The organism is Plantactinospora endophytica, assembly GCF_016862915.1.
Lineage (GTDB): Bacteria > Actinomycetota > Actinomycetes > Mycobacteriales > Micromonosporaceae > Plantactinospora > Plantactinospora endophytica.
In genome coordinates this window covers 1-22,573 of the sequence record NZ_BONW01000010.1, presented here as the reverse complement: position 1 = coordinate 22,573, position 22,573 = coordinate 1, and the positions used below count along the sequence as shown (strand labels likewise).

The following is a 22,573-nucleotide window of genomic DNA, read 5'->3' as shown; positions in this document are numbered from 1 at the left end:
CCGAAGCTCGGCCGAGAGCTGGACCTCCTCCGTGCGCTGTCCTGCGACATCCGTGCGCTGTCCTGCGAACGGGCGCGACATGCCGCTGATCAAGGGGCAGACGAACGGGCGCGACATGCCCGCTGATCAAGGGGCAGACTTGCGGCAGCAAGCCCGCCGCGAACTCCGACGCACGACACCGTGCAGGATGGGAGAACCCCGTGCCGCCGACCTCGAAACCCCTGCGGAAGCTGGGCTTCCTCACCATCGGGCTGTTCGACGGCGCCGACCCCCGGTCGGGCCACGAGGCGACGCTGGAGATGATCGAGCTGGGCGAGCGACTGGGCTTCGACAGCGCCTGGGTACGGCACCGCCATCTCCAGTACGGGATCTCGTCCCCGGTCGCCGTGCTGGCGGCGGCGTCGCAGCGCACCAGCCGGATCGAGCTGGGCACCGCCGTCATCCCGCTCGGCTGGGAGAATCCGCTGCGTCTGGCCGAGGACCTGGCGACGGTCGACCTGCTATCCGGTGGCCGGTTGAATCCGGGCGTCAGCGTCGGCCCGCCGATGCACTACGACCGGGTGAAGCCGGCGCTCTATCCGGAGACCGCCGACGTCGAGGACTTCAGCTACCAACGGGTACGCCGGCTGCTGGACTTCGTCCGGGGTGAGCCGGCCAGCGATTTCAGTGGTGTCGAGGGCTTCGAGGTGTACTCCGACCGGGTCCAGCCGCACTCCAAGGGCCTCGGCCAGCGGATGTGGTACGGCGGCGGAAGCCTGCGCTCCGCGCGGTGGGCCGGCGAGCACGGGATGAACTTCCTGACCAGCAGTGTCGTCAAGGCGGAGGAGTCCGAGGACTTCGCCGAGATCCAGCTCTCGCACATCCGGACCTTCCGCGCCCACCACCCGGACGGCGAGCACGCCCGGGTCTCCCAGGGACTCGTCGTCATCCCTACCGACAGCGCCTCCCCCGAACAGCGCGCGAAATACCAGGAGTACGCCGCCAAGCGCACCCCACGTACCGCTGAACCGCAGGGGCCGGCCCGGATGATGTTCGCGCCGGACCTCGTCGGCACGTCCGAGGAAATCGCCGAGCGGCTCCACGCGCACCCCGCGTTCCGGGAGGTGGACGAGGTGGCGTTCGCCCTGCCGTTCACCTTCGGACACGACGACTACGTGCAGATCCTCACCGACATGGCGACCCGGCTCGGCCCGGCGCTCGGCTGGCAGCCGTAGGCACCACAAGGAAGATCCTCTTCCCGGTTTGCCGCCGCTCCGTGGTCTGCGGGTGCGGGTGTGCCGGTCCCCCGCCCGGAGCGGACAGGGTCGAGCGGTGAACGGCTGCTGGCCCGACGGCGGCGGCCGGGCCACCACCGGGCACCGATGCGGTTATGTCGGCGGCAACCGGCACGCATCGCCGCCCTCCCGCCACGGTCCGGATACCGCTGCATATTCCGGCTACGCCGCAGATGGGTTTTGGCGCTGCCGCGCGTCGACTGCCGGGGAGCCGACAGCGGCCGGCACGGAGGGAGCCGCACACTCCGGGGCACACATCGAACCACCCCGATTGGAGGGGAGATGCGACTCCGTCCCCGCATCCTCGCCGTGTCCCTGGTCGCCGCCCTGGCGGCCACCGTGCTCGGCCCGCCCGCGCCGAGCCAGGCCGCCACCGCCGACCGGTTCGGCTTCGCGTACGTCGACAATCCGATCATGCCGGTCTGGACCGTGCTCGACCCGACCCGGCAGTGGGGTAGCTGGAAGACCGCCTTCCCGGCCCTGTTCGCCGAGGGGCTGCGGCAGGCACCCGGACGCTATCTGATCAGGTTCCCCCAGGTGGGTACCGGATCACGCGGCAACGTGCACGTCACTCCGGTCAACCGGACCGGGCACTACTGCGAGATCGTCCGCTGGGGCCAGTCGGGGGCGGACGAGCTCGTCGACGTGCAGTGCCACAAGCCGGGCGGCGACCGGGACGACACCCAGTTCACGGTGCTCTGGACGTACAGCTCCGGGGTGCTGCCACCGGTCAACGGCAGTCACGCCTGGCTCCAGTGGGGACCGGCGGCGATCGTGCAGGCGTACAACTCGGTCGGTGGCGGCGTGGCCGTGGCGCCGGTCGGGGTCGGGATCTACGAGGTCCGGCTCGGCGGGGTCGGGGTGGCGGGCACGTTCGCCGGCAACCTCCAGGTGACGGCGGTGCAGCCGAACGCCGGACCGCGCCGCTGCAAGGTCGCCCGCTGGGGTCCGAGCGGGGCCGACATCATCGCGTACGTCACCTGCTTCGACTCGGCCGGTGCGCCGGTGAACAGCGAGTTCACCCTCTCGTACCACCGCGAGCGGGCCGTCTACGGCTCGTTCGGGCCACCGAAGTACACCGGTTACTTCTTCTCGGTGGGAGCGTTGCAGACCAACTGGAACTATCCGGCCGGCGGGTTCGGCTTCAACTCGGTCGCCCCGGTCGTCCCGGCCGGCCGTTACCTGGTCACGTACCCGTTCCTGACGGAGAAGGAGACACACGCCCAGGTCACCGCGTACGGCTCCGGCTCGAACTACTGTCACCTGACCCAGCCGTGGAAGCTCACCGCCGCTCCGGCCGCCGAGGTCGACACGATCTGTTTCGACAACACCGGCAGCCCGGCTCCACACAGCTTCCTCTCGACCTTCACCTCCCGGGTGTAGGCACCGTCCACCTCCCGGCTGCCGGCGCCGTCTCCCTCGGGTGAGGGCACCGTGCTCCCTCGGGTGAGGGCACCGTCTCCCTTGGGTGGAGGCACGGTCGCGCGCACGGGGCGCCCGGATCACCGTCGTCGGCGCAACTGCGCCACGATCGACGCGTCGGTGATCCGGGCGTCGTCGGCGAGCAGGAACGCCTTGCTCAGGATCAGCCCGAGCCGGTCCTCCTCGAACGGCAGGAAGATGTCGCCGGACGTCTTCCGCCGGGCCGGCACGATGCACAGGTAGGAGTCGTCCGGTTCCATCAGGATGTTCGCGCTACCCAGATGGATCTTGTAGGTTCGGAGGTCACCCCGGACGACGAGATAGCGGTCGGTCAGGGTGCAGCGGTCGGCGAGCTTCGTCCGGGGCAGGATCCCGGCCAGGGCCTCCCGGCGTACCCGCGCGGTGGCGGTCAGTTCCCGGCTGTTCTCGGCCCGCCAGTAGTCGACGTGCCCGGCCCGGGTGTCCGCCCAGTGTGGATCAGCGGCGATCGAGGTCACCGCGACGAAGAGGTCCACGTCGCGCATCGCCTCGCTGAACAGCTCCGCCGGCACCTCGGTCAGCGCTGCCGGCCGCCAGGCACTCTCGGATCTCCGCTCGAACCACACCCGGCCGGTAGCGGCACACTCCACCCCCTCCTCCTCGCCGAGGTAGTCCTGGTGCAGCCCGACCCGCCACGTCCCGCCGACCAGCACCCGGTACGCCTGCGTGCTGTCCCCGCCGTCCCACGGGCCGAGCATCCCGGTGGTCCAGCCCCGCCCCTTGAGCAGCGCGTAGAGCTGCCGGTGGTGTACGACGTGCGCGGCGAACCGGAGCGAGTGGTCGCCGGTCTCCTCTTCGGCGGGCGTCAGCAGGTACACCTCGCGGAACGCCTGCCGGAGCGGCTGCCGCAACCGGCGCTCGGTCAGCGAGTCCCGCCAGGCCCGGACCTCGTCGGCGCGAGCGCGGATCGGATGCCAGAGCCGGATCGGGCTGTCGGGCCCGGGAGGCGGCAGCGGCGCCCCCGCGACATCCCGGAACAGTTCGCCCGCTCCACCGAACTCACCGGACTCGCCGGGCTTCAGGCTTTCACCAGTCCCGGCTCGTCCAGCAGTCTCGCCGCGTTCACCAGGCCCGCCGCGTTCACCAGGCCCGCCGCGTCCGGCAGGGCCGCCCCGTCCAGCAGGCTCGCCACGTTCATCGAGCTCGCCGGGCCGGCCTGGGCGCCAGGCGTCGTCCGGCAGCCCGGCCCGCCACTGGCCGGACGCGTCCTGGAACTCCCAGATCAGCCGCCGGGCGAGCTGCCAGCCGAGCCCGTTGCCCGCCAACCCCTCGCGCCACTGCCGGTACGGCTGCGCCGACGCCGCCGGAAAGCCCGCCTCCAGGGTCCGGGCCAGCGCCGCGAGCTGGTCCTTCGCCTGCTTGACCCGGCCGCGCAACTCGGTCAGCCGATCCGGATGGTCCCGCCGCACCGCCGCCGGCACCGTCGCCGAGTGCGTCCCGTCCGCGCGTCGCCAGCGCAACAGCACCTCCTCCGACGCCGTCAGCACCGCATGATGGTCGCCGACCCGCACAGTGCACTCGCCGTCGACGTCGAAGCCGAGGTCGGGCAGCCGCAGCACCGCGTCGGGCCGCTCCGCCAGGCCGCGCTCGATCCGCTTCAGCATCCGGTCGAGCTGCTTAGGCACACCCTTGTGCCGGACCACGCCGCGGGCGGCGACCAGCGCCGCCAGCGCCTCCGGCGTGGGCTGCTCGCCGGCCGCCCGGGCCAGTTCGTAGAGCAGTGCCTGCGACGGCAGGGTGTTGGCGCCGGTCGGGGCGACCGCGACGCCGAGCAGCAGCGGGCGGAGCAACTCCGGCAACCACGGCTCGTCGCGGAGCAGCGCGACCCGGGCGGCCCTGCCCAGCAGCTCCACCTCGTCCTTGCCGAACGCCTTGTCCGCCGCGTACGGCAGCCGCCCGCTCTGGATGGCGGTGACCCGGGCGTGCGCGGCCTCGAGCGCCCGGCGGGCGAACGACACGTACTCCGGGATGGCGGCCAGCCGCTGCCAGGCGTCGGGAAGCTGCGGCGGGCTGAGGTAGGACCGGTCCCGGCCGACCTCGGCGACCAGGAGTTGGGCGGTCACCCCGAGCTTGGCCAGCAGCTCGAACTCCTCCCGGGCGAGCGAGCCGAGCGACCAGGCGAAGAGCCTGGTCAGCGCCGCCCGGGTGAGCCCACCGGCCAGCCCGGCCAGCGCGGCGACCGCGTACGGCTGCGCCACCTGACCGTGCCCGAGCACACTCCGGGCGATGACACCTGCCGAACGTGCCGCCGACGCCGGCCACGGGCCGTCGCAGCGGAGCAATGTGCCGATGGCCAGCAGCGGGTTCACCGCGTACGGCTCGGCTCCGGCCCGACCGGCGTGCGCCGCCAGCAGTGCCGCGCACGACTCGGGAGTGAACCGGGGCTGCCGCTCCCGTAGCGCCTGCTCGACCACCCAGCGCACCGCCCAGCCCGGATGCTGAACACCCGACTCCCGACGCGGCAGGCCGCAGGCGACCGCCAGCAGTACCCCGAACTCCCGGTCACCGACCCGGGACAGCTCCACCGGCTGTCCGACGCCCGCCCCGGCCTGCTGCTCCGGGTCGGTCATCCGGCGCACCAGCGTGGCCGCGTACGGCGACAGCGGCACCGACATCAGCGTCAACGGCTCCACCGTGGACATCAGCGGCCGACCCGCTGCCGCTGCTCCGCGATCGTCTCGTCGAGGATGTCCCGTTCCATCATGGCGCCGCAGTCTAGGACCGACCTCCGACACCCACGCCCCGGCTGCCGGCGACCCGCCGGGCTCGCTCGGACGGTCTGGTCAGGGTGGTGTGAGCAGTACGGTCTGGTCAGGGCGGTGTGAGCAGTTCGGCGGTGGTTCCGCTGCGCCAGTTCGGATCGAGGACGGCGAGGGCGTCCGCCACGGCGGCGATCCGCAGGCTGCCCGAACGGGCGCCGGGTACGACCTCCGCGTGCCGCTGCCCGACGCGGACGGGTACCAGCCGTACGCCGTGCGGGTGTGGTGTGGCGTCTCCGGTGACCGGCAGCACGACTGGTGCCGGCGGGGTACGCCCGGCCATGGCGGCGACGAGCGGCTCCAGGATCGTCAGTCCGGCGACCAGCCCGGCGAACGGATTGCCGGGCAGGCCGACGATCCACCTGCCGTCGGCGGTGCTGGCGAGGGACTGCGGTCGTCCGGGGCGGCAGGCGACCCCGTCGACGTGCCAGTACGCGCCCAGGGTGGCGAGCACACCGCGCAGGTGGTCGGCGGCGCCGGCCGAGGACGATCCGGTGATCACCACGACGTCGACCTGCTGCGTCGCGCCGATCGCGTCGCGCAGCGCCTCGGGGTGGTCGGCGAGCAGCCGGTGCTCGACGACCTCGCCGCCGGCCCGGGTGACCAGGGCGGTGACCACCGGCGCCAGGGCGTCCCGGACCTGGCCGGGGCCGGGCCGGCCGTGCAGCACGACCTCGTCCCCGGTGATCAGCAAAGCGACCCGGGGACGCCGGTGCACCGAGAGTTCGTCCAGGCCGGCCTGCGCCGCCGCAGCTAGGAGGGTGGCCGACACCCGCCGGCCGGCCGGGGCGAGTTCGTCCCCCGGCAACGCGTCCTCGCCGGCCCTCCTGATGTGCCGACGGGTGTCGCGCTCGGCGGTCACGAGACGGCCGTCGCGACGGCACTGCTCGTACGGGACGACCGCCTCGGCTCCGACCGGTACCACTGCTCCGGTCGCGATTTCGACGGCGTCGCCGTCGGTCAGCGTGCCCGACCAGGCCGAACCGCCGGCCAGCACCCGGCCCACGATCCGCCACGGGCCGGTCCCGCGCACCGCGAAGCCGTCCATCGCCGCCGCGTCGAACGGAGGCGCGGCGAGGACGGCGTACGCGGCCGAGGCGAGGACCCGTCCGGCCGAGGCGGACAGCTCGACCCGCTCCGCCTTGAGCGGGTCGGGTAGCCGCGCGGCCAGCGCACGGGCGGCCGACCAGGACATGTTGCGGCTTGCCTCCGGTCCGTCGGCCGCGCTCGCCATGGAGACAGTCTGCACGGGTCCGTGCTGCGACGCAGCCTGCGGGCGGGGACGAGGCCGCCAGCAGTCGTTTCGACCACCTGCCCGCCACCCGATGATGCTGGTGGAATCAGCACACGACGTCTCGGACGCCCACCGACGGCACGGTGGGCCGGGCTAGCCCGGCAGCCGGGTGGCGGTGGCGAGGAACCGGTGTGCCGGGTCGTCGTAGCTGGTGAGGCGCCATCCGGTCCGGGAGGTGGACCGGAGCAGCGGGGCTTCGGCGAGGGGCTCGTCCGGGTCCAGGGTGCGGCCGTGCCGGGCGGCGAGCGCGGCGCGGCCGGAGGGGTGGAAGAGCACGAGGCGGCCACCCGGCCGGGTGATCCGGGCGAGTTCGCGGAGGCCGGCTTCGGGATCGGGCAGGTGGGTGACGAGGCCGGCGGCGAAGACCGCGTCGACGGCGCCGGTGCCGAAGGGAAGGTGTCGGGCGTCGCCGAGGATCAGGGTCGCCGCCGCCCGTCGGCTGTGCTCCGTCGCGGCGGTCAGCATCTGTGGGGTGAGGTCGAGGCCGAGCACGGTGCCGGCCGGGCCGACGGCGTGCCGGAGCGCGGGTAGCGCCCGCCCGGTACCGCAGCCGACGTCGACCGCGACGCCGCCGGGTGGCAGCCGTGCTTCGGTGACGGCGGCGGTGTAGGCGGGCAGGTCGTCGCCGAACCTGGTGTCCCAGGTCGCGGCGCGGACGGCGAAGAAGGCCCGGGACTCGCTGACGTACCAGCGTTCGCGCGGGGCGAGGCGGTCGGCCAGGTGCCGGATCACCGGCCAGCCGGGATCGTGCAGGTCGATGACGACGTCGTGACCGCGTCCACGGTCGCCGTTGGCGTGCGGACCGGCCGGAGGGGTACGCAGCCAGACCACCACGTCCCACTTGCCGCTGGGCGGGTGGGCGTGCCAGCGCGGCCCGTCGGCGATCGCCACGGTCTCCGGGGTCCGTTCGACGTGCCAGTTGTCCTCGTCCGCGAGAGGTGCGGCGTCGGTGAGGCGGGCGCAGGGGCGGCCGGCGGCGGTCAGGGTGTCGGCGAGACGGTCGGCGACGACGCCGGAGTGCGGGCTGCCGCCGTCGACCACCACGGTGACGGCGCCGGAGGGAAGCGCGGCGGCGAGATGGTCGAGGATCTCGACCCAGCGGCGGGCCTGCGCGCCGGTCAGGGTCTGCCATTCCGGTACGGACACCGGTTCACCAGCCATCAGTCCATCATGCAGATGCTGGCCGATATCGGCTAGCGCCTCCTGCGGATGCGGTCTGTTCGGGCGGTTTCCGTTGGCAGTTGCGGCCGACTAACGTGTCCGTGTGACGATGTTTCGGATCGGTGAGGCCGCCGAACTGCTCGGGGTCAGCGTGGACACGATGCGGCGCTGGGTCGACGCCGGGCGCCTGCCGGCGGGTCGCGACGAGCACGGTCACCGGGTGATCGACGGCGTGGCGCTGGCCAGGTTCGTCCAGGGTCAGGCCGGCGAGCCGGAGGACCGTGCGGAGGAGTCGTCGGCGCGCAACCGGTTGCGGGGCATCGTCACCGCCGTGGTGAAGGACACGGTGATGGCGCAGGTGGACATCCAGGCCGGCCCGTTCCGGCTGGTGTCGCTGATGAGCCGGGAAGCCGTCGACGACCTCGGCCTGGAGGTCGGCTCGCTGGCGATCGCGGTGATCAAGTCGACCACGGTCATGGTGGAGAAGCCCACGATGACCGCCGGTAGCAGAGGGAGGAGCAGTTCGTGAACGCACGACGATTCCGCACCAGCCTGGCCGCAATCACCGCGCTCGCGGCAGTGGGGCTGGCCGGCTGCGGTGGCGGTGACGACGCCGGCAGCCCGCAACCGGAGGGCAGTGGCAGCGCGGTGACCGGCAGCGTCACGGTGTTCGCCGCAGCGTCGCTGACCGAGTCGTTCACCCAGATCGGCAAGGACTTCGAGGCGGCCAACCCCGGGGTGAAGGTCACGTTCAGCTTCGCCGGCAGTTCCGCCCTCGCCACCCAGATCAACCAGGGCGCACCGGCCGACGTCTTCGCCTCCGCCGCACCGACGAACATGAAGGTCGTCACCGACGCCGGCAACGGCGACGGCGCCCCCACCACGTTCGTGCGCAACCAGCTCGTCATCGCCGTACCCAAGGGCAACCCGAACGGGGTCACCGGGCTGACCGACCTGACCAAACCCGACGCCAAGGTCGCGCTCTGCGCCGAGCAGGTGCCGTGCGGCGCGGCGGCGAAGAAGGCCCTCGACGCCGCCAGCGTGAAACTCACCCCGGTCACCCTCGAACAGGACGTCAAGGCCGCCCTGTCGAAGGTGAAGCTCGGCGAGGTCGACGCGGCCCTCGTCTACCGCACCGACGCCAAGTCCGCCACCGCCGACGTCGACGGCATCGAGTTCCCCGAATCCGCCGGGGCGATCAACGACTACCCGATCGTCGTACTCAAGAACGCCCCCAACAAGACCGCCGCACAGGCGTTCATCGCCTACGTACTCTCCGACACCGGCAAGAGTGTCCTGACCGCAGCCGGGTTCCAGGCCCCGTAACCGATGCCGTTGCTCGACGACCCGGTGGCGCGGCCCGTACCGGCCGCGCCACCGCCACGTCCCCGACGCACCGGCCGAATCCCGGTCGCGCTGCTGCTACCCGCCGCGCTCGGCCTGCTCTTCCTGGTGCTGCCACTGGTCGGGCTGCTGGTCCGCGCCCCCTGGACCACCCTCCCCCAGCGGCTCACCGAACCCGGCGTACTCACCGCACTACGACTGTCGCTACAGACCGCGACCCTCGCCACCCTGCTCTGCCTGCTGCTCGGCGTACCCCTGGCCTGGCTGCTCGCCCGGGTCGACTTCCCCGGCCGCCGCGTCGTACGCGCCCTGGTCACCGTCCCGCTGGTGCTGCCACCCGTCGTCGGCGGCGTCGCCCTGCTCCTCGTCTTCGGTCGCCGAGGGCTGCTCGGCGGCTGGCTCGACAGCACCTTCGGCATCACTCTGCCGTTCACCACCACCGGAGTCGTACTCGCCGAGGCGTTCGTCGCGATGCCGTTCCTGATCATCGCCGTCGAGGGCGCACTACGCGGCGCGGACACCCGCTACGAGGAGGCCGCCGCCACTCTCGGCGCCAACCGCTGGACCACCTTCACCCACGTCACACTGCCACTCGTCGCACCCGGCATCGCCGCCGGAGCCGTACTCTGCTGGGCCCGCGCACTCGGCGAGTTCGGCGCCACCATCACCTTCGCCGGCAACTTCCCCGGCCGTACCCAGACCATGCCGATCGCCGTCTACCTCGCCCTGGAGACCGACCTGGAGGCCGCGATCGTACTCAGTCTCATCCTGCTCACCGTCTCCGTCGCCATCCTCGCCAGCCTCCGCGACCGTTGGATCACCAGCCCATGACCGCCCCCATCGTGACCAGGGACGAACCCGTCGCCGGCACCCCGATGCTCGACGCCCGTCTGGTCGTCGACCGAGGTGCTTTCCGGCTGGACCTCGCACTGCGGATCAGTGCCGGCGAGGTGGTCGCACTGCTCGGCCCGAACGGCGCGGGCAAGACCACCGCACTGCGTACGCTCGCCGGGCTGACGCCGCTGCACGACGGGTACGTGACCCTGGACGGCCAGGACCTCGACCGGCCCGACCTGAGCCGGTGGACAGCGACCGAGCGACGGCCGATCGGCGTCGTGTTCCAGGACTACCTTCTCTTCCCGCACCTGACCGCCCTGGACAACGTCGCGTTCGGGCCCCGCCGGCACGGTCTGGACCGGCAGCGCGCCCGCGCGGTCGCCAGCGATTGGCTCGGCCGGATGGGACTGGCCGAACACGCCCGCCGCAAGCCACGGCAACTCTCCGGCGGGCAGGCCCAACGGGTGGCGCTGGCCCGTGCGCTCGCCGTGAATCCGGCACTGCTGCTCCTCGACGAACCACTCGCCGCTCTCGATGCCCGTACCCGGCTCGACACCCGCGCCCAACTGCAACGCCACCTCGCCGCGCACCCCGGTGCCACCCTGCTGGTCACACACGACCCGCTGGACGCCCTCGTTCTCGCCGACCGGCTGGTCATCGTCGAGCAGGGTCGGGTCGTCCAGGAGGGCGACGCCGCCACCATCACCGCACAACCCCGGACCGACTACGTCGCCCGACTCGTCGGGCTCAACCTGCATCGGGGCCGCGCCGACGGCCACACCGTACGCGTCAACGCCGACTTCTCCCTCACCAGCGGCGACCGGCACGACGGTGAGGTCTTCGTCGCGTACCCGCCGTCCGCCGTCGCCCTCTATCCACGCCGCCCGGACGGCAGCCCGCGCAACGTCTGGCCCGCGACCATCACCGGCATCCAACGGCACGGCGACAACCTGCGGGTCCAACTCGGCGGCCCGATCGACGTGGTCGCCGACATCACTCCGGCCGCCGCCGCACACCTGCACCTCGGCGCCGGGCAACCGCTCTGGGCCGCGGTCAAGGCGACCGAGACCCGCGTCTACCCGGCGGCGCCGGGCGGATCGCACCCGGAATGACCCGAACAGTTCCTCGACCCGCGCGCCCGGAGCGGGCCGGTTCGGAGCGGGCCCTGAACAGCTCCGCGACCCACGCTGTCGGAGCGCGGCGGGTCGGAGCGGGCCGGCGGATCAGCTCAGGCCGGCGAGCTTGTACAGGACGAGGGAGCCGGCGACCGCGACGTTCAGGCTCAGCCCGGTGCCGATCATCGGGATCTCCACCGCCGCGTCCAGGTTGTCAAGCGCCTCCGCCGGGATGCCGGTCGCCTCGTGCCCGAGGACGACGACGGTACGGCGCCGGGCCATCGGCAGGTCGGCGAGCCGGACCGCCTCGTCGGTCAGCTCGACGCCGAGTACCCGGGCGCCGCCCGCGCGTTCGGCCGCCAACCAGCGCAGCGGGTCGCCGACCCGGTGCACGCAACTCGGTCGGCGCAGCGTGTTCCCGCGCGCCAACGCCTCGTCGACCCACCGCCACGGCGGTACGGCCAGACATGCGCCGACCGCGTCGCAGGTACGCAGCAGTGTGCCGAGGTTGGCGTGGTGCATCGGCCACAGAGGTGCGGCAACGAGGTGGCCCCAGCAGCGGTGCGCGTGGCGGCGGCGGGCGGCGGCCAGTTCACGACGGGGACGGACCCGAATCGCCGGGCTCATCGGCGGACGGCGGCTCCGCCGCAGAAGATGTCGATCATTTCGAGGTGTGCTTCGCGGCGCACACGGGCCATCGACGGGAAACCGTTCGCCCCAGTGTAGCGGTCCGACCGCCGGTCATCGCCCGAGCACGAAGTAGCCGAGCCCGAGCAGTCCACGGTAGACGGTGACGTACTCCCGCAGGCGGGTGTCGAGTTCGTCGCGTACGCCCTCGGCCCGGGGGTCGTCCGGGTGTGCCAGCAGCCACTCCTGGCGCCCCGCTCGCCAGGTGCTCTCGAAGTCGTCCCATTCGCGCTGGTCGGCGGTTGAGAGGTGCAGGACGCGCCAACCGGTGGCGCGGACCAGCTCGACCAGGTCCGGCAGGCTGAGTACGTCGGCGCCGAAGATCTTCACCGCCTCGGGCGACGGCGTTCGCTCCCAGAACCCGTCGCCGAAGAGCAGCCGGCCACCGGGTTCGACCAGCTCGGCGAGGGTGGCCAGCCCGGCTGCGGTGCCGCCGAGGGCGTGCGCCGAGCCGAGGCAGAGCACCCGGTCGGCCGGTCGCCGCCAGGTGGCTGCCGCCTGGCGTACGAAGCTGACCTGCGCCGCGCCCCGATCGAGGGCGGCCCGCCGGCCCCGGGCCAGGGCGGACTGGTCGGTGTCCACTCCGACGCCGATTGTCGCGCCGCTGCCGGTGACCGCCCGGAGCAGGAGTTCGCCCCAGCCGCAGCCGAGATCGAGTACGGACCCGCCGGCCGGGATGTCGAGCCGCTGGAGCAGCAGGTCGGCGTGCTCCGCCGAGAGCGGCGTGTTCCACCGCATCCGGGCGTAGCGGACGCTGGCGGGATCGTCGACGGAAGGCACCGGCCGAGTGTGTCAGCCCATGATCGTCACCGCACGCCGTTTACGGCACCGGCACCGACCGGAAGCACGTCCCAGGCCCGCCGGGCCGGCGAGCGATTCAGCCGGACCCGCCGGGCCGGCGAGCGGTTCAGCCGGGCCGGGTGTCGCCGGCTACATCGCGGTCGGGCCGGGCATCATGGTCGGCTCGGCCGGCATCGGGATCTGCATGAAGGTGGCGCCGCGCAGGTCCAGCCAGGCGCTGGTCGGGGTACGGACCAGCCGGAGCATCACCTCTTCGCAGTTCGGGCAGCGGGCGACCACCCCGGGTGCGTTCGAGTAGACCCGCAGGGCGGCCATCGGGCCGGTCTGACCGCACGCGGCACACCGGCCGGTCGCCGTCGTCAGGTCCACCGCGAACACGTCGCGCAGTGGACCGGCCAGCACGTTGCCGTCCAGGTAGTCCATCCGCCCCGGGTCGGGTCGGAGCTGATCGGTCATCTCGCCTCCACCTCCAGGAAACTCGCGTCAGAAGGTCACGCCGGGAAGTCACACCGGCAGGTCACGCCGGGAAAGTCGTGCCGAGCCGGACCCGCCAGGACGATCGCCGCAGGGACATCAGGCTCAGCCGGTCGGACCGAACCGTTCGGTCTTGATCCGCCGGGGCTCGTGCCCGAGTGCGACCAGGATGTCGGAGACCGCCTCGACGAACCCGGTCGGGCCGCAGACGAAGTTGACCGGTTCGAGCTGCGCCGGCCAGCCGTGGCTGTTCAGGTCGGGGACGCCGATCCGGTGCGCCTGGGCGGAGAGCCCTTCCGGCACCTCCCGGGTGTAGACGTAGGCGACGTCGAGGCTCTGGTCGTCCCGGACCCTCCGGCGCAGTTCGTCGGCGAAGTAGATGTCCCGCTCGGAGCGGACCGAGTAGATCAGCCGGAACGGTGTCCGGCTGCCGGCCTCCCGCCGCGCCCGGATCATCGCCATCAGCGGCGCGACGCCCGAGCCGCCGCCGACCAGCAGCACCGGCGCCGGGTCGGTGAGCCGCCAGACGAAGTAGCCGCCGACCGGGCCACGCACCTCGATCCGGTCGCCGACCGACAACCCGTCGAGCAGGTACGGCGACACCTCGCCGTCCGGTACCCGCTGGACGGTGACCTCGATCCGGTCGCCGTCGGCGGGCGCGGACACCGAGTAGCTCCGTGCCGCCTGGTAACCGTCCTCGGCGGTCAGCCGCAGGTCGACGTGCTGGCCGGGCAGGTGCCCCGGCCAGTCCGGCACCTCCAGCACCAGCGTGGCGGAGGTGTCGGTCTCGACGCGGCGGTCGACCAGCCGGGCAACCCACCAGCCGGTACGCTTCATCAGTCTCCCTGGTACCGCTGTTCGCGCCATGGGTCACCGTAATCGTGATAGCCGGCGGTCTCCCAGAAACCGGGCTCGTCGGTCAGGCCGAGGCGGATGCCGCGCACCCACTTCGCGGACTTCCAGAAATACAGGTGCGGCACCAGCAGCCGGGCCGGACCACCGTGCTCGGCGGGCAGATCCGCACCGTCGTACTGGTGCACCACCCAGGCCTGCCCGTCGCGCAGGTCGTCCAGCGGCAGGTTGGTGGTGTAGCCGCCGTACGAGTGCACCAGCGCGTAGTCGGCGGCGGTGTCGACGCCGTCGAGCAGGGTGTCCAGGGAGACGCCCTGCCAGTTGGTGCCGAGCTTCGACCAGTGGGTCACGCAGTGGATGTCGACGGTCGGCGTCTCGGTGGGCAGCGCCCACATCTCGTCCCAGCTCCACCGGAGCTCGGCGCCCGTCTCGGTGGTGATCACGAACTCCCAGTCCGTCAGCGACACCCGGGGGGTGGGGCCGGCGGAGAGCACGGGAAAGTCCTCGGTCAGGTACTGCCCGGGTGGCAGGTTCGGCCCGGTCGGCCGACGCCGCCCCTGGAAGCCTGGTGACACGATGCCCACCCGCTAGTCCTACCACCTCCCGCCGCACCGCAGGTTACAACCGCGATTTCCCGGCCGGTCCGGTCCGCTGGTCGGGCGCCGGCCGGACGGACGGTGCATCCGCCGCCTCACCCGGCACCTCGCCCGGCACCTCGCCGAGCACCTCGCCCGGCAGGCCGGGCCAGCAGGCGACGGCGCTGTCCAGGAAGTAGTTCTCTCCCGGGTCCCAGGTGTGCCCGGTGTCCCGGCGGTGGTAGACGTAGCCGAGCGGATGTGTCCGGTAGATGCCGCCGCCGTCCCGGCGTACCCGGTCGAGCAGTCCGAAGTCGACGGACCGGGGTACCGGCCGCCAGCCGCCGACCGCTTCGAGGTCTCCCCGGGCGATCAGGATCGTGCCGCCGGCCACCACCTCACAGTCGGCCTCGGCGGCGCCGGACGGCCGGCGCAGCGTGACACCCCGATGTTCCAGGTGCACGAACTCGGATCCCTTGCCGACCAGGGTCGCCCCGGAGTAGTGCCGGGCCAGTACCAGGTCCCAGACGTGTTCGGCGGCGTAGCTGTCGTCGTCGTCGAACTTGCTGACCAGGCTGCCCCGGGCCCGGTGCGTCGCGGCGCCCAGCGCGGCACCGAAGCTGACGCTGCCGGGCACCTGGACGATCTCGTACGGCCGGCCGGACCCGGCCAGGGTGGCCCGGACCGGCTCCGGCAGTTCGACACCGTGCAGGCAGAGCACGATCTCCAGCTCCGGGTACGTCTGCGCGACGAGCATCCGGACCGCCGCCGGCAGCCGTTCGGGGCGCCGGGTGGTCAGGATCGCGCTCACCGACGGTGCCGGGCCGACCTGCGGGAACACCGCCGAGGCAAGCCGGGGCAGGGCGAACGCGGTGGCGTGTCCACGCAGTGCCGCGCGCCGCTGACGGATGCTGCGCGCCTCCACCGCCAGCGCTCCAGTCTCGGGCAGCGGGCCGGTCAGCAGGGCACGCAACTCCGGTGCGATCAGCTCGGCGACCCGCTCCGGCAGGGTCGGGGTGGACAGCACCGCGCCGGTCATCGCGATCTGGACCAGCAGCGCCGCCACCGCCACCGGCTCGTCGTCGGGAACCCGTGGGCAGACGACCACGCCCGTCCGGCGCAACGTGCCGAGCACCGGCGCGGTCACCCCCGGCCCGTCCAGCGGGTACGGGCCGGAACCGGGTCGGAACCGGCGGGCGGCCGGGGTGAAGTCGAGGCGTACCCGGGGTGCGTTCGGCAGGTAGCAGTCGGGGCTCCGGCCGCGCGGGTTGATCCGGCGGGCGTCGACCAGTACTGCCGGTGCGGCGTCCGGCGTCTGGAGCCCGTGCCGGGTGGTGTGCCAGCCGACCGCGTACGGCGGCGTGGCCGGCACGGTGCCGGTACTCCCCGGTTCTCGCAGCAGTACGTCGTGGGCCCGGATCTCGGTACTGTCGACCAGCTCGCCGAGCAGCACCGCCCCGCCCGACGGCAGGTACGCCGGCAGCGTCCCCTGGCTGGTCAGGCTCGGCCCGGCCGGTGCGGGCAGCGACCGGCCCGGCGCCAGCGCGTCCAGCGCCGCCCGGAGCACCTCGCGGAGCTGCGTCGGCCGGGACAGTCGGACGCTGACAGTGGCGATCCCGCGCCCCCGGCCGGGCAGCGCCACCCGGTGCCGGCACAGGTGCTCCAGCGGCCCGATGCCGCCCGACCAGCCGCGCCGGGGCGCCCGCCAGTACGCCACCACGATCACCGCCGCACCGGCCGTGACCAGGGACGCGGGCAGGACCAACAGGTCCCGCAGCCGGTCGGCCGAGCCGGCCACGACCAGCACCCGGCGAATGCCCGGGATCCGCAGTACGCGCACGCCGACGAGCCGGCCGAGCCGTTCGGCCCGACCGGGTCGCGGCACACCAACCAGCCGCCAGTAGCCGAGCCACTCCACTCCGTGACGATAAGCCTTGTCGCGCGCGATCAACGGCAGCCGCGCGGGCAACGCGCGGACCTGCGCGACTCCGCGAGCAGGTCGCACGGCGGCCAGGTCGTCGCAGGGCGGCCCAGCCAGGTATCGCAGGGCGGTCAGGCCAGGTCGTCGCAGGGCAGTCAGGCCAGGTCATCGCAGGGCAGCCCAGCCAGGTCGTCGCAGGGCGGCCAGGTCCGCGCACAGCGGCAGGTCCCCTCACAACGGCCAGGTCGTCGCACAGCGGCCAGGTCGTCGAGGAGGTGACCGGCCCTCCGGCACGGAGTCGGCGCCGGCCGGTCGGTGGCACGGTCTGAACGCGCGCGGGGTCCGGTGTCCTATCGTGCACGCATGATCGCACCCCGACCGGCCGGGGCCGGCCCACTCACCGGCGTCCGGATCGTCGAGCTGGCCGGCATCGGCCCCGGGCCCTTCGCCGCGATGGTCCTCGCCGACCTCGGCGCCGACGTGGTCCGGGTGGACCGGATCGGCGAGGTCCGGCCGGACCGGTTCGGCACCCCTCATCCCGACCTGCTGAACCGGGGCCGGCGGTCGCTCGCCGTCGACCTCAAGACCCCGGCGGGTGTGCAGGTGGTACTCGACCTGGTCCGCAACGCCGACGTACTGATCGAGGGGTTCCGGCCGGGCGTCACCGAGCGGCTCGGGCTGGGTCCGGACGACTGCCTCGCGGTGAACCCCCGTCTGGTCTACGGCCGGATGACCGGCTGGGGGCAGGACGGCCCGAACGCCCGGTACGCCGGGCACGACATCGACTACCTGGCGCTGACCGGCGTACTGCACGCGATCGGCCGGCCCGGCGAGCGACCGGTACCCCCGATGAACCTGGTCGCCGACTTCGGCGGCGGCGGGATGGTGCTGGCCCTCGGCGTGGTCTGCGCGCTCTTCGACATCCGGGGCGGCGGGACGGGCCAGGTGGTCGACGCGGCCATGGTGGACGGTGTGTCGCTGCTCGCCACGATGATCCATTCGATGCGTCGGGCGGGCCAGTGGGGCGACGACCGTGGGGTGAACATCTTCGACGGTGGCGCCCCGTTCTACGACACCTACGAGTGCGCCGACGGGAAGTACCTGGCGGTGGGCGCGGTGGAGCCGCACTTCTACGCCGAACTGGTCCGGCTGACCGGCTTTCCGCTGCCGCCGGACGAGGCCCTCGACCAGACCGACCCGGCGAACTGGCCGGCGCTGCACCGGGCCTGGGCCCGACTGTTCCGCACCCGCACCCGCGACGAGTGGGCCGGGCTGCTGGAGCACACCGACGCCTGCGCTGTCCCGGTGCTCGACTGGCAGGAGGCACCCCGGCATCCGCACCTCGCCGCCCGGGACGTCTTCGTCACGCACGCCGGAGCCGAGCAGCCGGCTCCCGCTCCCCGGTTCAGCCGTACGCCGGGGTCGATCCGCCGGCCGCCACCGCAGCCCGGCGAGCACACCGACGAACTGCTGACCGAACTCGGCCTCGACGCCGACCGGATCAGCCGACTCCGCGCCGACGGCGCCGTCGCCTGACCCTCCCGGCCGCTCGGCCCTGCCGAAATCTGGTCGGGCGGCCGTGGCGAAATCTGGTCGGACGGCCATGCCGAGATCCGATCGGGCGGCCTGGCGAGATCCGGAGGCGCGCGGGCAACGGCGAGATCCCGACCCGCGGGCGACGGCGAGATCCCGTGGCGCGGGCGAGGGCGAGATCTGGTCGTCGGCGCAGGCGTGAGCGTGCGCGCAACGGGTATCCGGCCGGCCGGTGAACCAGACAACGGCGAGGAGCGGGATCTCATGGTGACCAACGCGGACGTACTGCGGTACCTGGAATCGATGGACTTTCCGGCGCCCAAGGAGGACATCGTCCGGGAGGCCGAGCGCGCGGGGGCGCCACACGAGGTGCTCCAGGCGCTGCGCGGCATGCCGCCGGTGGACTACCAGAACACCGAGGAGGTGGCCCGGTCGGCCAAGACCGACCTGGCCCCGGACGCCAGCCCGGCGGAACTCGCCGCCAAGACCCGCGACCGTACACACCAGCGGGTCGCCCGGCACATGCGCCAGATCTGACGCCACCTACCTCGGATGCTGCGTAGACCCTGGTACGACCCGCCCAAGGCCTCCGTGCAGATGACCGTCATCACGTTGGTCGGGCTGTCCGTCGGCGTGCCGTGCACCTTCGTGCTGTCGCCGCTGCTGGGGCCGCTGATCGGCTGGGACGCGGCGGCGGGAACCTATCTGCTGTGGGCATGGCGGGTGCTGTGGTTCCGGGACTCGCGGCAGACCGCCGAGCTGGCCGTCCAGGAGGACCCGAGCCGACCGGTACGCGACGCGGTGCTGCTCGGGGCCGGCCTGGCCAGCCTGCTGGCGATCGGCATCCTGCTCGCCACCGACCAGGAGGTCCGGGGCATCGACCGGGAGCTGCACATCGGACTCGGCATCGTCAGCGTGCTGCTCTCCTGGACGGTCGTGCACTTCGTCTTCACCGCGCGCTACGCCCGGCTCTACTACACCGGCCCGGACGGCGGGGTCGACTTCCACGAGAAGGAGCCGCCGAAGTACACCGACTTCGCGTACCTGTCGTTCACCGTCGGGATGACGTTCCAGGTCTCCGACACCGACCTGACCACGAAGACGATGCGGGTCACCGTGCTCGGACACGCCCTGCTGTCGTACCTGTTCGGGACGGTCATCATCGCCGCGACCATCAACCTGCTGGCCGGGCTGGCCAGGTGAGCCACGGCGGGAATCCGGAAAGGCACCGGACGGGGCGCCCGTCCGCGCTCGCACACGCGTCCCGGGCGCCACGTCCGCCAGTGCCCCGGTGAGGTCACACGTCCGAACCGGACCAACTCACCGGACAGCGGCAGCCGCCCGAACCGGGCAGGCCAACACCGCTGACCAAGCTTATGATCTGGACCGGACCGTTTGGCGGGGAACTGCGGAAACTGTGGGGGAAAGCACGCTGTTTCGCCCCTCAACGGGCGATTTCGTGGTAGCTGTCCTCAAGGTCGATTCTGGCCAGCGTACCCACCAGCCAGGCCAGTTTCTCCGACTCGCCGCCACCGGCGAGGTTCGCCAGGTCGGCCGCCGAGCGCCCCAGCCCGAGCCGGCGGGCGGCGGCCAGCGCCCGCCGGTCGGCGACCGGCGCCGTCTCGGCCCACAACGCCTGGACCTCGCGCAGGAACAACTCGACCACCCCGGCGTCCACCCCCGGCAACTCGGCCAGCAACGCCCGCTCCCGGGCCGGTACGTGCTTCGCGGCGGCCCGCAGCCGGCGCAGGTCTCCCTGGTAACCCGCGACCAGCGCCTCGGCCATCTCGCCCAGGGTGCGGGCCACCCGGTCGGCGTCGGCGCCTCGACCGTGCTCGCGCAGCACCGCCGCCCGCGCCTCCGGCCGGGACCGGGCCATCCGGGCCGGGCTCTCCCAGCCCGCGTCCCGCAGCGCCAGGGCCGGGTCGACCGCCCGCCGCACGTCGTCGGTGCGGCGCAACAGGATCGCCAGGCAGAGCATCTGGAACAGGCTCGCCGGATTGTTGGTGACCTGGAAGCCGTACTCCTCGGCGAAGCCGCGGCTGCTCCCCACCAGCCGGCGGACGAGCCGTTTGCGGTCCTCGACGCTCGTCGTCGCAGTCGTCGCCATGCCGGCGACTACCCACGACGGCTCGGGCCAAAGCTGACCGGGACCGTGCTTTTCGTGGCACCGGAACAATGCGGGCGGACTCAGCCGACGGTACGGCCGAGCCGGTCACGGCTCTTCAGCCGGGTGGTCGGCATCGCCGGGGCCGGCAGCGGCTCCGAGTCGTCGCCCCGTACCCGGCCGAACCGGGGATCGCCGGCCGCCCAAGCCGCCCGCGCCTCGGCGATCTCCTCGTGCGACCGGCCGACGAAGTTCCACCACATCACCAGGGACTCGTCGAACGGCTCGCCGCCGAGCAGCATCAGCCGGGTCGGCCCGGTGGCCTCGACCGCCAGTTCGCGACGACCGGCTCCGAGGTAGAGCAGCGCACCCGGGGTGAGGGTGACCCCACCGACCTCGGCCGCGCCGGACATCACCAGTAGGCCGTGTTCGAAGTTGGCGGCCAGCGGCAGCCGGGCGGCGCCACCGTCGGGCAGCCAGAGCTGGGCGCCGAGCAGCGGCGAGTGCACCACGGCCGGCGACCGGACCCCGCCGAGTTCCCCGACGAGTACGGTCACCGAGTAGTCCGGTTCGGTGAGCACCGGAAGCTCGGCGTGGTGGGCGAAGCCGGGCGGCCCGGAGCGGGCGGAGTCGGGCAGCGCCACCCACAGTTGCAGCCCGTGCAGCGTCGGCGGATGCTCCGGCGGCGAGTACTCCGAGTGCGCTATGCCGTGGCCGGAGGTCATCACGTTGAGTTGACCGGGCCGGATGAGCTGGTCGCTGCCGAGGCTGTCCAGGTGCCGGATCTCGCCGTGCACCAGCCAGGTGACCGTTTGCAGGCCGGTGTGCGGGTGCGGGCCGATGCCCATGCCGGGCCGGTTGGCCACGTCGTCCGGGCCGAAGTGGTCGACGAAGCACCACGCGCCGACGGTGCGGAGCTGACGCTGCGGCAGCAGCCGGCGCACCGTCGTGTAGCGCCCCAACGGCACGTCGTGGCCGGGCAGCAGCACGTTGGTCGGCTCGACGTCGGCGCCCGCCCCGGCGCCCGGCGGCAGCGTCTCCCCCGGCATCGGCTCGGTGATACTCACCGGCCGAGCCTACGCCGGGGATCAGGCGCGCGGACGGGGCATCACTGCGCCCGCCTCGGCGAGTGGCTTGCAGTTGCGCGGACGGTGCACCACCGGCGCCCGCCTCGACCAGTGGCGCGCTGGTGCCCTGGCGGCACATCACTGCGCCCGCATCGGCCGATCGCGCACGCCGGTGCGCGGACGGTGCACCACCGGCGCCCGCATCGGCCGGTGGCGCGCCGGTGCGCGGGCTTGACCTCGACCGCGGTCGAGGTTGTTGACTTGGCCCCGGATTGCCGACGGGCGGAGGGACGCGGATGCGGGCGGTGTGGTTGCGGGAGTTCGGTGGGCCGGAACGGCTGGTCGTGGCGGAGACGCCGGACCCGGTCGCCGGGCCGGGACAGGTGGTCGTGGCCGTCGAGTTCGCCAACATCACGTTCGTGGAGACCCAGCTCCGGGCCGGTACCGGACCGTTTCCGATGCGGCTGCCGACGATCCCGGGCAACGGCGTCGGCGGCGTAGTCGCCGAACTGGGTCCGGGAGTCGACCCGGCGTTGCGCGGCCGGCGGGTCGTCACCGGCCTCGGCGGCACGGGCGGCTACGCCGAACGGGTGGCCGTGGATGCGACGTGGCTGCTTCCGGTACCGGACGGGCTGCCGCTGGACGACGCGGTCGCGTTGCTGGCGGACGGGCGTACGGCGCTGCTGCTGGCGGGTGCCGCCGAACCCCGTCCTGGTGAGCGGGTGCTGGTCGAGGCGGCGGCCGGTGGGGTGGGCAGCCTGCTGGTCCAGTTGGCCCGGGCGGCGGGTGCCACCGTCGTCGCCACGGCCGGCAGCGGCCGAAAGCTCGAACTGGCCCGTGAACTCGGCGCCGACGTGCTGGTCGACTACTCGGAACCCGGTTGGCCGGAGCGGGTCCGGGCCGCCGTCGGTGGAGTCGACGTCGTCTTCGACGGGGTCGGTGGCGCGGTGGGCCGGTCGGCCTTCGAACTGCTCGGCGTCGGCGGCCGGATGTTCAGCTTCGGCCTGGCCAGCGGCGAGTGGACGAATGTCCCGGACGAGGTCGCGAAGGAACGGGGGGTGACCATCGGCCGGGGGCCGACCGGTTCGCCGGCGGAGCTGCGGGAACTGAGCCGGCGCGCGCTGGCCGAGGCGGCGGCCGGCCGGCTCCGCCCGGTGATCGGGCAACGGTTTCCGCTGGACCGGGCCGCCGACGCGCACGCCGCCATCGAGTCCCGACACACGCTGGGCAAGACGCTGCTGACGGTCGGGTGATCAGGGCGGCCTCCGCCCTTACGGCAGCGATCAGACCGGCTTCCGCGCGGATGGCGGG

General features: G+C 73.0%; 21 protein-coding genes. 10 read left to right on the top strand and 11 right to left on the bottom strand.

All coding sequences use genetic code 11. The features are described from left to right. The first annotated feature begins 200 nt into the window (after nucleotides 1–200). Nucleotides 201–1,214, top strand: coding sequence for an LLM class flavin-dependent oxidoreductase (locus Pen02_RS11235; RefSeq protein WP_203865914.1), 1,014 nt, complete (start codon nucleotides 201–203; stop codon nucleotides 1,212–1,214). Between the two features lie 342 nt (nucleotides 1,215–1,556). After that, on the top strand, nucleotides 1,557–2,657 hold the full coding sequence (locus Pen02_RS11230) for a hypothetical protein (protein ID WP_203865913.1): 1,101 nt from the start codon (nucleotides 1,557–1,559) through the stop codon (nucleotides 2,655–2,657). Nucleotides 2,658–2,776: 119 nt separating this feature from the next. Here the strand turns inward: Pen02_RS11230 and Pen02_RS11225 are convergent, their stop codons facing one another. The 3 genes from Pen02_RS11225 to Pen02_RS11215 all read right to left on the bottom strand — a co-directional run bounded on the left by Pen02_RS11225 (nucleotide 2,777) and on the right by Pen02_RS11215 (nucleotide 7,949). Beyond that, the gene (locus tag Pen02_RS11225; protein ID WP_203865912.1) at nucleotides 2,777–5,377 is read right to left on the bottom strand and encodes a DUF4132 domain-containing protein; all 2,601 of its coding nucleotides are present in this window, start codon (nucleotides 5,375–5,377) and stop codon (nucleotides 2,777–2,779) included. Nucleotides 5,378–5,546: 169 nt separating this feature from the next. Continuing rightward, nucleotides 5,547–6,728 carry a molybdopterin molybdotransferase MoeA gene (locus Pen02_RS11220; protein ID WP_203865911.1) on the bottom strand — a complete coding sequence of 394 codons (1,182 nt, stop codon included), beginning with the start codon at nucleotides 6,726–6,728 and terminating at the stop codon, nucleotides 5,547–5,549. Between the two features lie 153 nt (nucleotides 6,729–6,881). Next, nucleotides 6,882–7,949, bottom strand: a complete 1,068-nt coding sequence (locus Pen02_RS11215) for a class I SAM-dependent methyltransferase (protein ID WP_203865910.1) — start codon at nucleotides 7,947–7,949, stop codon at nucleotides 6,882–6,884. A gap of 103 nt (nucleotides 7,950–8,052) precedes the next feature. Between Pen02_RS11215 and Pen02_RS11210 the strand changes: the two genes are divergently transcribed. Genes Pen02_RS11210 through Pen02_RS11195 form a run of 4 tightly spaced genes read left to right on the top strand, consistent with a single transcriptional unit; the run spans nucleotide 8,053 to nucleotide 11,242 of the window. Continuing rightward, nucleotides 8,053–8,478 carry a TOBE domain-containing protein gene (locus tag Pen02_RS11210; RefSeq protein ID WP_203865909.1) on the top strand — a complete coding sequence of 142 codons (426 nt, stop codon included), beginning with the start codon at nucleotides 8,053–8,055 and terminating at the stop codon, nucleotides 8,476–8,478. After that, a complete protein-coding gene (modA, locus tag Pen02_RS11205) occupies nucleotides 8,475–9,275 on the top strand; it encodes a molybdate ABC transporter substrate-binding protein (protein ID WP_203865908.1) in 801 nt (266 codons plus the stop codon). The genes Pen02_RS11210 and modA overlap by 4 nt, the downstream gene beginning before the upstream one ends. Before the next feature lie 3 nt (nucleotides 9,276–9,278). Next, nucleotides 9,279–10,124, top strand: coding sequence for an ABC transporter permease (locus Pen02_RS11200; RefSeq protein ID WP_203865907.1), 846 nt, complete (start codon nucleotides 9,279–9,281; stop codon nucleotides 10,122–10,124). Continuing rightward, nucleotides 10,121–11,242 (top strand): ABC transporter ATP-binding protein, encoded by a 1,122-nt coding sequence (locus Pen02_RS11195; RefSeq protein WP_239140469.1) that lies wholly within the window; start codon nucleotides 10,121–10,123, stop codon nucleotides 11,240–11,242. Before Pen02_RS11200 ends, Pen02_RS11195 begins: the two co-directional genes overlap by 4 nt. Before the next feature lie 111 nt (nucleotides 11,243–11,353). Here the strand turns inward: Pen02_RS11195 and Pen02_RS11190 are convergent, their stop codons facing one another. The 6 genes from Pen02_RS11190 to Pen02_RS11165 all read right to left on the bottom strand — a co-directional run bounded on the left by Pen02_RS11190 (nucleotide 11,354) and on the right by Pen02_RS11165 (nucleotide 16,552). Next, the gene (locus Pen02_RS11190) at nucleotides 11,354–11,872 is read right to left on the bottom strand and encodes a TrmH family RNA methyltransferase (protein ID WP_203865906.1); all 519 of its coding nucleotides are present in this window, start codon (nucleotides 11,870–11,872) and stop codon (nucleotides 11,354–11,356) included. Between the two features lie 114 nt (nucleotides 11,873–11,986). After that, nucleotides 11,987–12,712: an SAM-dependent methyltransferase gene (locus Pen02_RS11185; RefSeq protein WP_239140467.1), complete on the bottom strand. Its 726-nt coding sequence runs from the start codon at nucleotides 12,710–12,712 to the stop codon at nucleotides 11,987–11,989. A gap of 150 nt (nucleotides 12,713–12,862) precedes the next feature. Continuing rightward, nucleotides 12,863–13,189, bottom strand: a complete 327-nt coding sequence (locus tag Pen02_RS11180) for a DUF6510 family protein (RefSeq protein ID WP_307837708.1) — start codon at nucleotides 13,187–13,189, stop codon at nucleotides 12,863–12,865. Between the two features lie 123 nt (nucleotides 13,190–13,312). Next, nucleotides 13,313–14,044: a ferredoxin reductase gene (locus tag Pen02_RS11175; RefSeq protein ID WP_203865905.1), complete on the bottom strand. Its 732-nt coding sequence runs from the start codon at nucleotides 14,042–14,044 to the stop codon at nucleotides 13,313–13,315. Then, a complete protein-coding gene (locus Pen02_RS11170; RefSeq protein WP_203866001.1) occupies nucleotides 14,044–14,634 on the bottom strand; it encodes a molybdopterin-dependent oxidoreductase in 591 nt (196 codons plus the stop codon). Before Pen02_RS11170 ends, Pen02_RS11175 begins: the two co-directional genes overlap by 1 nt. Nucleotides 14,635–14,677: 43 nt before the next feature. Further along, nucleotides 14,678–16,552, bottom strand: coding sequence for a glycosyltransferase family 2 protein (locus Pen02_RS11165; RefSeq protein WP_203865904.1), 1,875 nt, complete (start codon nucleotides 16,550–16,552; stop codon nucleotides 14,678–14,680). Between the two features lie 366 nt (nucleotides 16,553–16,918). On the opposite strand from Pen02_RS11165, the gene Pen02_RS11160 reads away from it, so the two are divergent. The 3 genes from Pen02_RS11160 (at nucleotide 16,919) to Pen02_RS11150 (ending at nucleotide 19,291) form a co-directional block, all read left to right on the top strand. Then, on the top strand, nucleotides 16,919–18,091 hold the full coding sequence (locus tag Pen02_RS11160; protein ID WP_203865903.1) for a CaiB/BaiF CoA transferase family protein: 1,173 nt from the start codon (nucleotides 16,919–16,921) through the stop codon (nucleotides 18,089–18,091). Between the two features lie 261 nt (nucleotides 18,092–18,352). Continuing rightward, nucleotides 18,353–18,625, top strand: a complete 273-nt coding sequence (locus Pen02_RS11155; protein WP_203865902.1) for a DUF2795 domain-containing protein — start codon at nucleotides 18,353–18,355, stop codon at nucleotides 18,623–18,625. Between the two features lie 15 nt (nucleotides 18,626–18,640). Continuing rightward, nucleotides 18,641–19,291 carry a DUF1345 domain-containing protein gene (locus Pen02_RS11150; protein WP_203865901.1) on the top strand — a complete coding sequence of 217 codons (651 nt, stop codon included), beginning with the start codon at nucleotides 18,641–18,643 and terminating at the stop codon, nucleotides 19,289–19,291. A gap of 241 nt (nucleotides 19,292–19,532) precedes the next feature. Here Pen02_RS11150 and Pen02_RS11145 read toward each other — a convergent pair whose 3' ends face one another. Beyond that, nucleotides 19,533–20,198: a hypothetical protein gene (locus Pen02_RS11145; protein WP_203865900.1), complete on the bottom strand. Its 666-nt coding sequence runs from the start codon at nucleotides 20,196–20,198 to the stop codon at nucleotides 19,533–19,535. Between the two features lie 80 nt (nucleotides 20,199–20,278). After that, nucleotides 20,279–21,262, bottom strand: a complete 984-nt coding sequence (locus tag Pen02_RS11140) for a pirin family protein (protein WP_203865899.1) — start codon at nucleotides 21,260–21,262, stop codon at nucleotides 20,279–20,281. A gap of 296 nt (nucleotides 21,263–21,558) precedes the next feature. Between Pen02_RS11140 and Pen02_RS11135 the strand changes: the two genes are divergently transcribed. Beyond that, entirely contained in the window at nucleotides 21,559–22,515 is a 957-nt protein-coding gene (locus Pen02_RS11135) for a zinc-binding dehydrogenase (RefSeq protein ID WP_203865898.1), read from the top strand. The last annotated feature ends 58 nt before the right edge of the window (nucleotides 22,516–22,573 follow it).

What these genes read in the sequence shown, in the direction of transcription:
- Pen02_RS11230 (WP_203865913.1), top strand. Translation starts at nt 1,557, where the DNA reads ATGCGACTCCGTCCCCGCATCCTCGCCGTGTCCCTGGTCGCCGCCCTG.
- Pen02_RS11225 (WP_203865912.1), bottom strand. Translation starts at nt 5,377, where the DNA reads ATGTCCACGGTGGAGCCGTTGACGCTGATGTCGGTGCCGCTGTCGCCG.
- Pen02_RS11220 (WP_203865911.1), bottom strand. Translation starts at nt 6,728, where the DNA reads ATGGCGAGCGCGGCCGACGGACCGGAGGCAAGCCGCAACATGTCCTGG.
- Pen02_RS11215 (WP_203865910.1), bottom strand. Translation starts at nt 7,949, where the DNA reads ATGGCTGGTGAACCGGTGTCCGTACCGGAATGGCAGACCCTGACCGGC.
- Pen02_RS11200 (WP_203865907.1), top strand. Translation starts at nt 9,279, where the DNA reads ATGCCGTTGCTCGACGACCCGGTGGCGCGGCCCGTACCGGCCGCGCCA.
- Pen02_RS11195 (WP_239140469.1), top strand. Translation starts at nt 10,121, where the DNA reads ATGACCGCCCCCATCGTGACCAGGGACGAACCCGTCGCCGGCACCCCG.
- Pen02_RS11190 (WP_203865906.1), bottom strand. Translation starts at nt 11,872, where the DNA reads ATGAGCCCGGCGATTCGGGTCCGTCCCCGTCGTGAACTGGCCGCCGCC.
- Pen02_RS11180 (WP_307837708.1), bottom strand. Translation starts at nt 13,189, where the DNA reads ATGACCGATCAGCTCCGACCCGACCCGGGGCGGATGGACTACCTGGAC.
- Pen02_RS11175 (WP_203865905.1), bottom strand. Translation starts at nt 14,044, where the DNA reads ATGAAGCGTACCGGCTGGTGGGTTGCCCGGCTGGTCGACCGCCGCGTC.
- Pen02_RS11160 (WP_203865903.1), top strand. Translation starts at nt 16,919, where the DNA reads ATGATCGCACCCCGACCGGCCGGGGCCGGCCCACTCACCGGCGTCCGG.
- Pen02_RS11155 (WP_203865902.1), top strand. Translation starts at nt 18,353, where the DNA reads ATGGTGACCAACGCGGACGTACTGCGGTACCTGGAATCGATGGACTTT.
- Pen02_RS11150 (WP_203865901.1), top strand. Translation starts at nt 18,641, where the DNA reads ATGCTGCGTAGACCCTGGTACGACCCGCCCAAGGCCTCCGTGCAGATG.
- Pen02_RS11145 (WP_203865900.1), bottom strand. Translation starts at nt 20,198, where the DNA reads ATGGCGACGACTGCGACGACGAGCGTCGAGGACCGCAAACGGCTCGTC.
- Pen02_RS11135 (WP_203865898.1), top strand. Translation starts at nt 21,559, where the DNA reads ATGCGGGCGGTGTGGTTGCGGGAGTTCGGTGGGCCGGAACGGCTGGTC.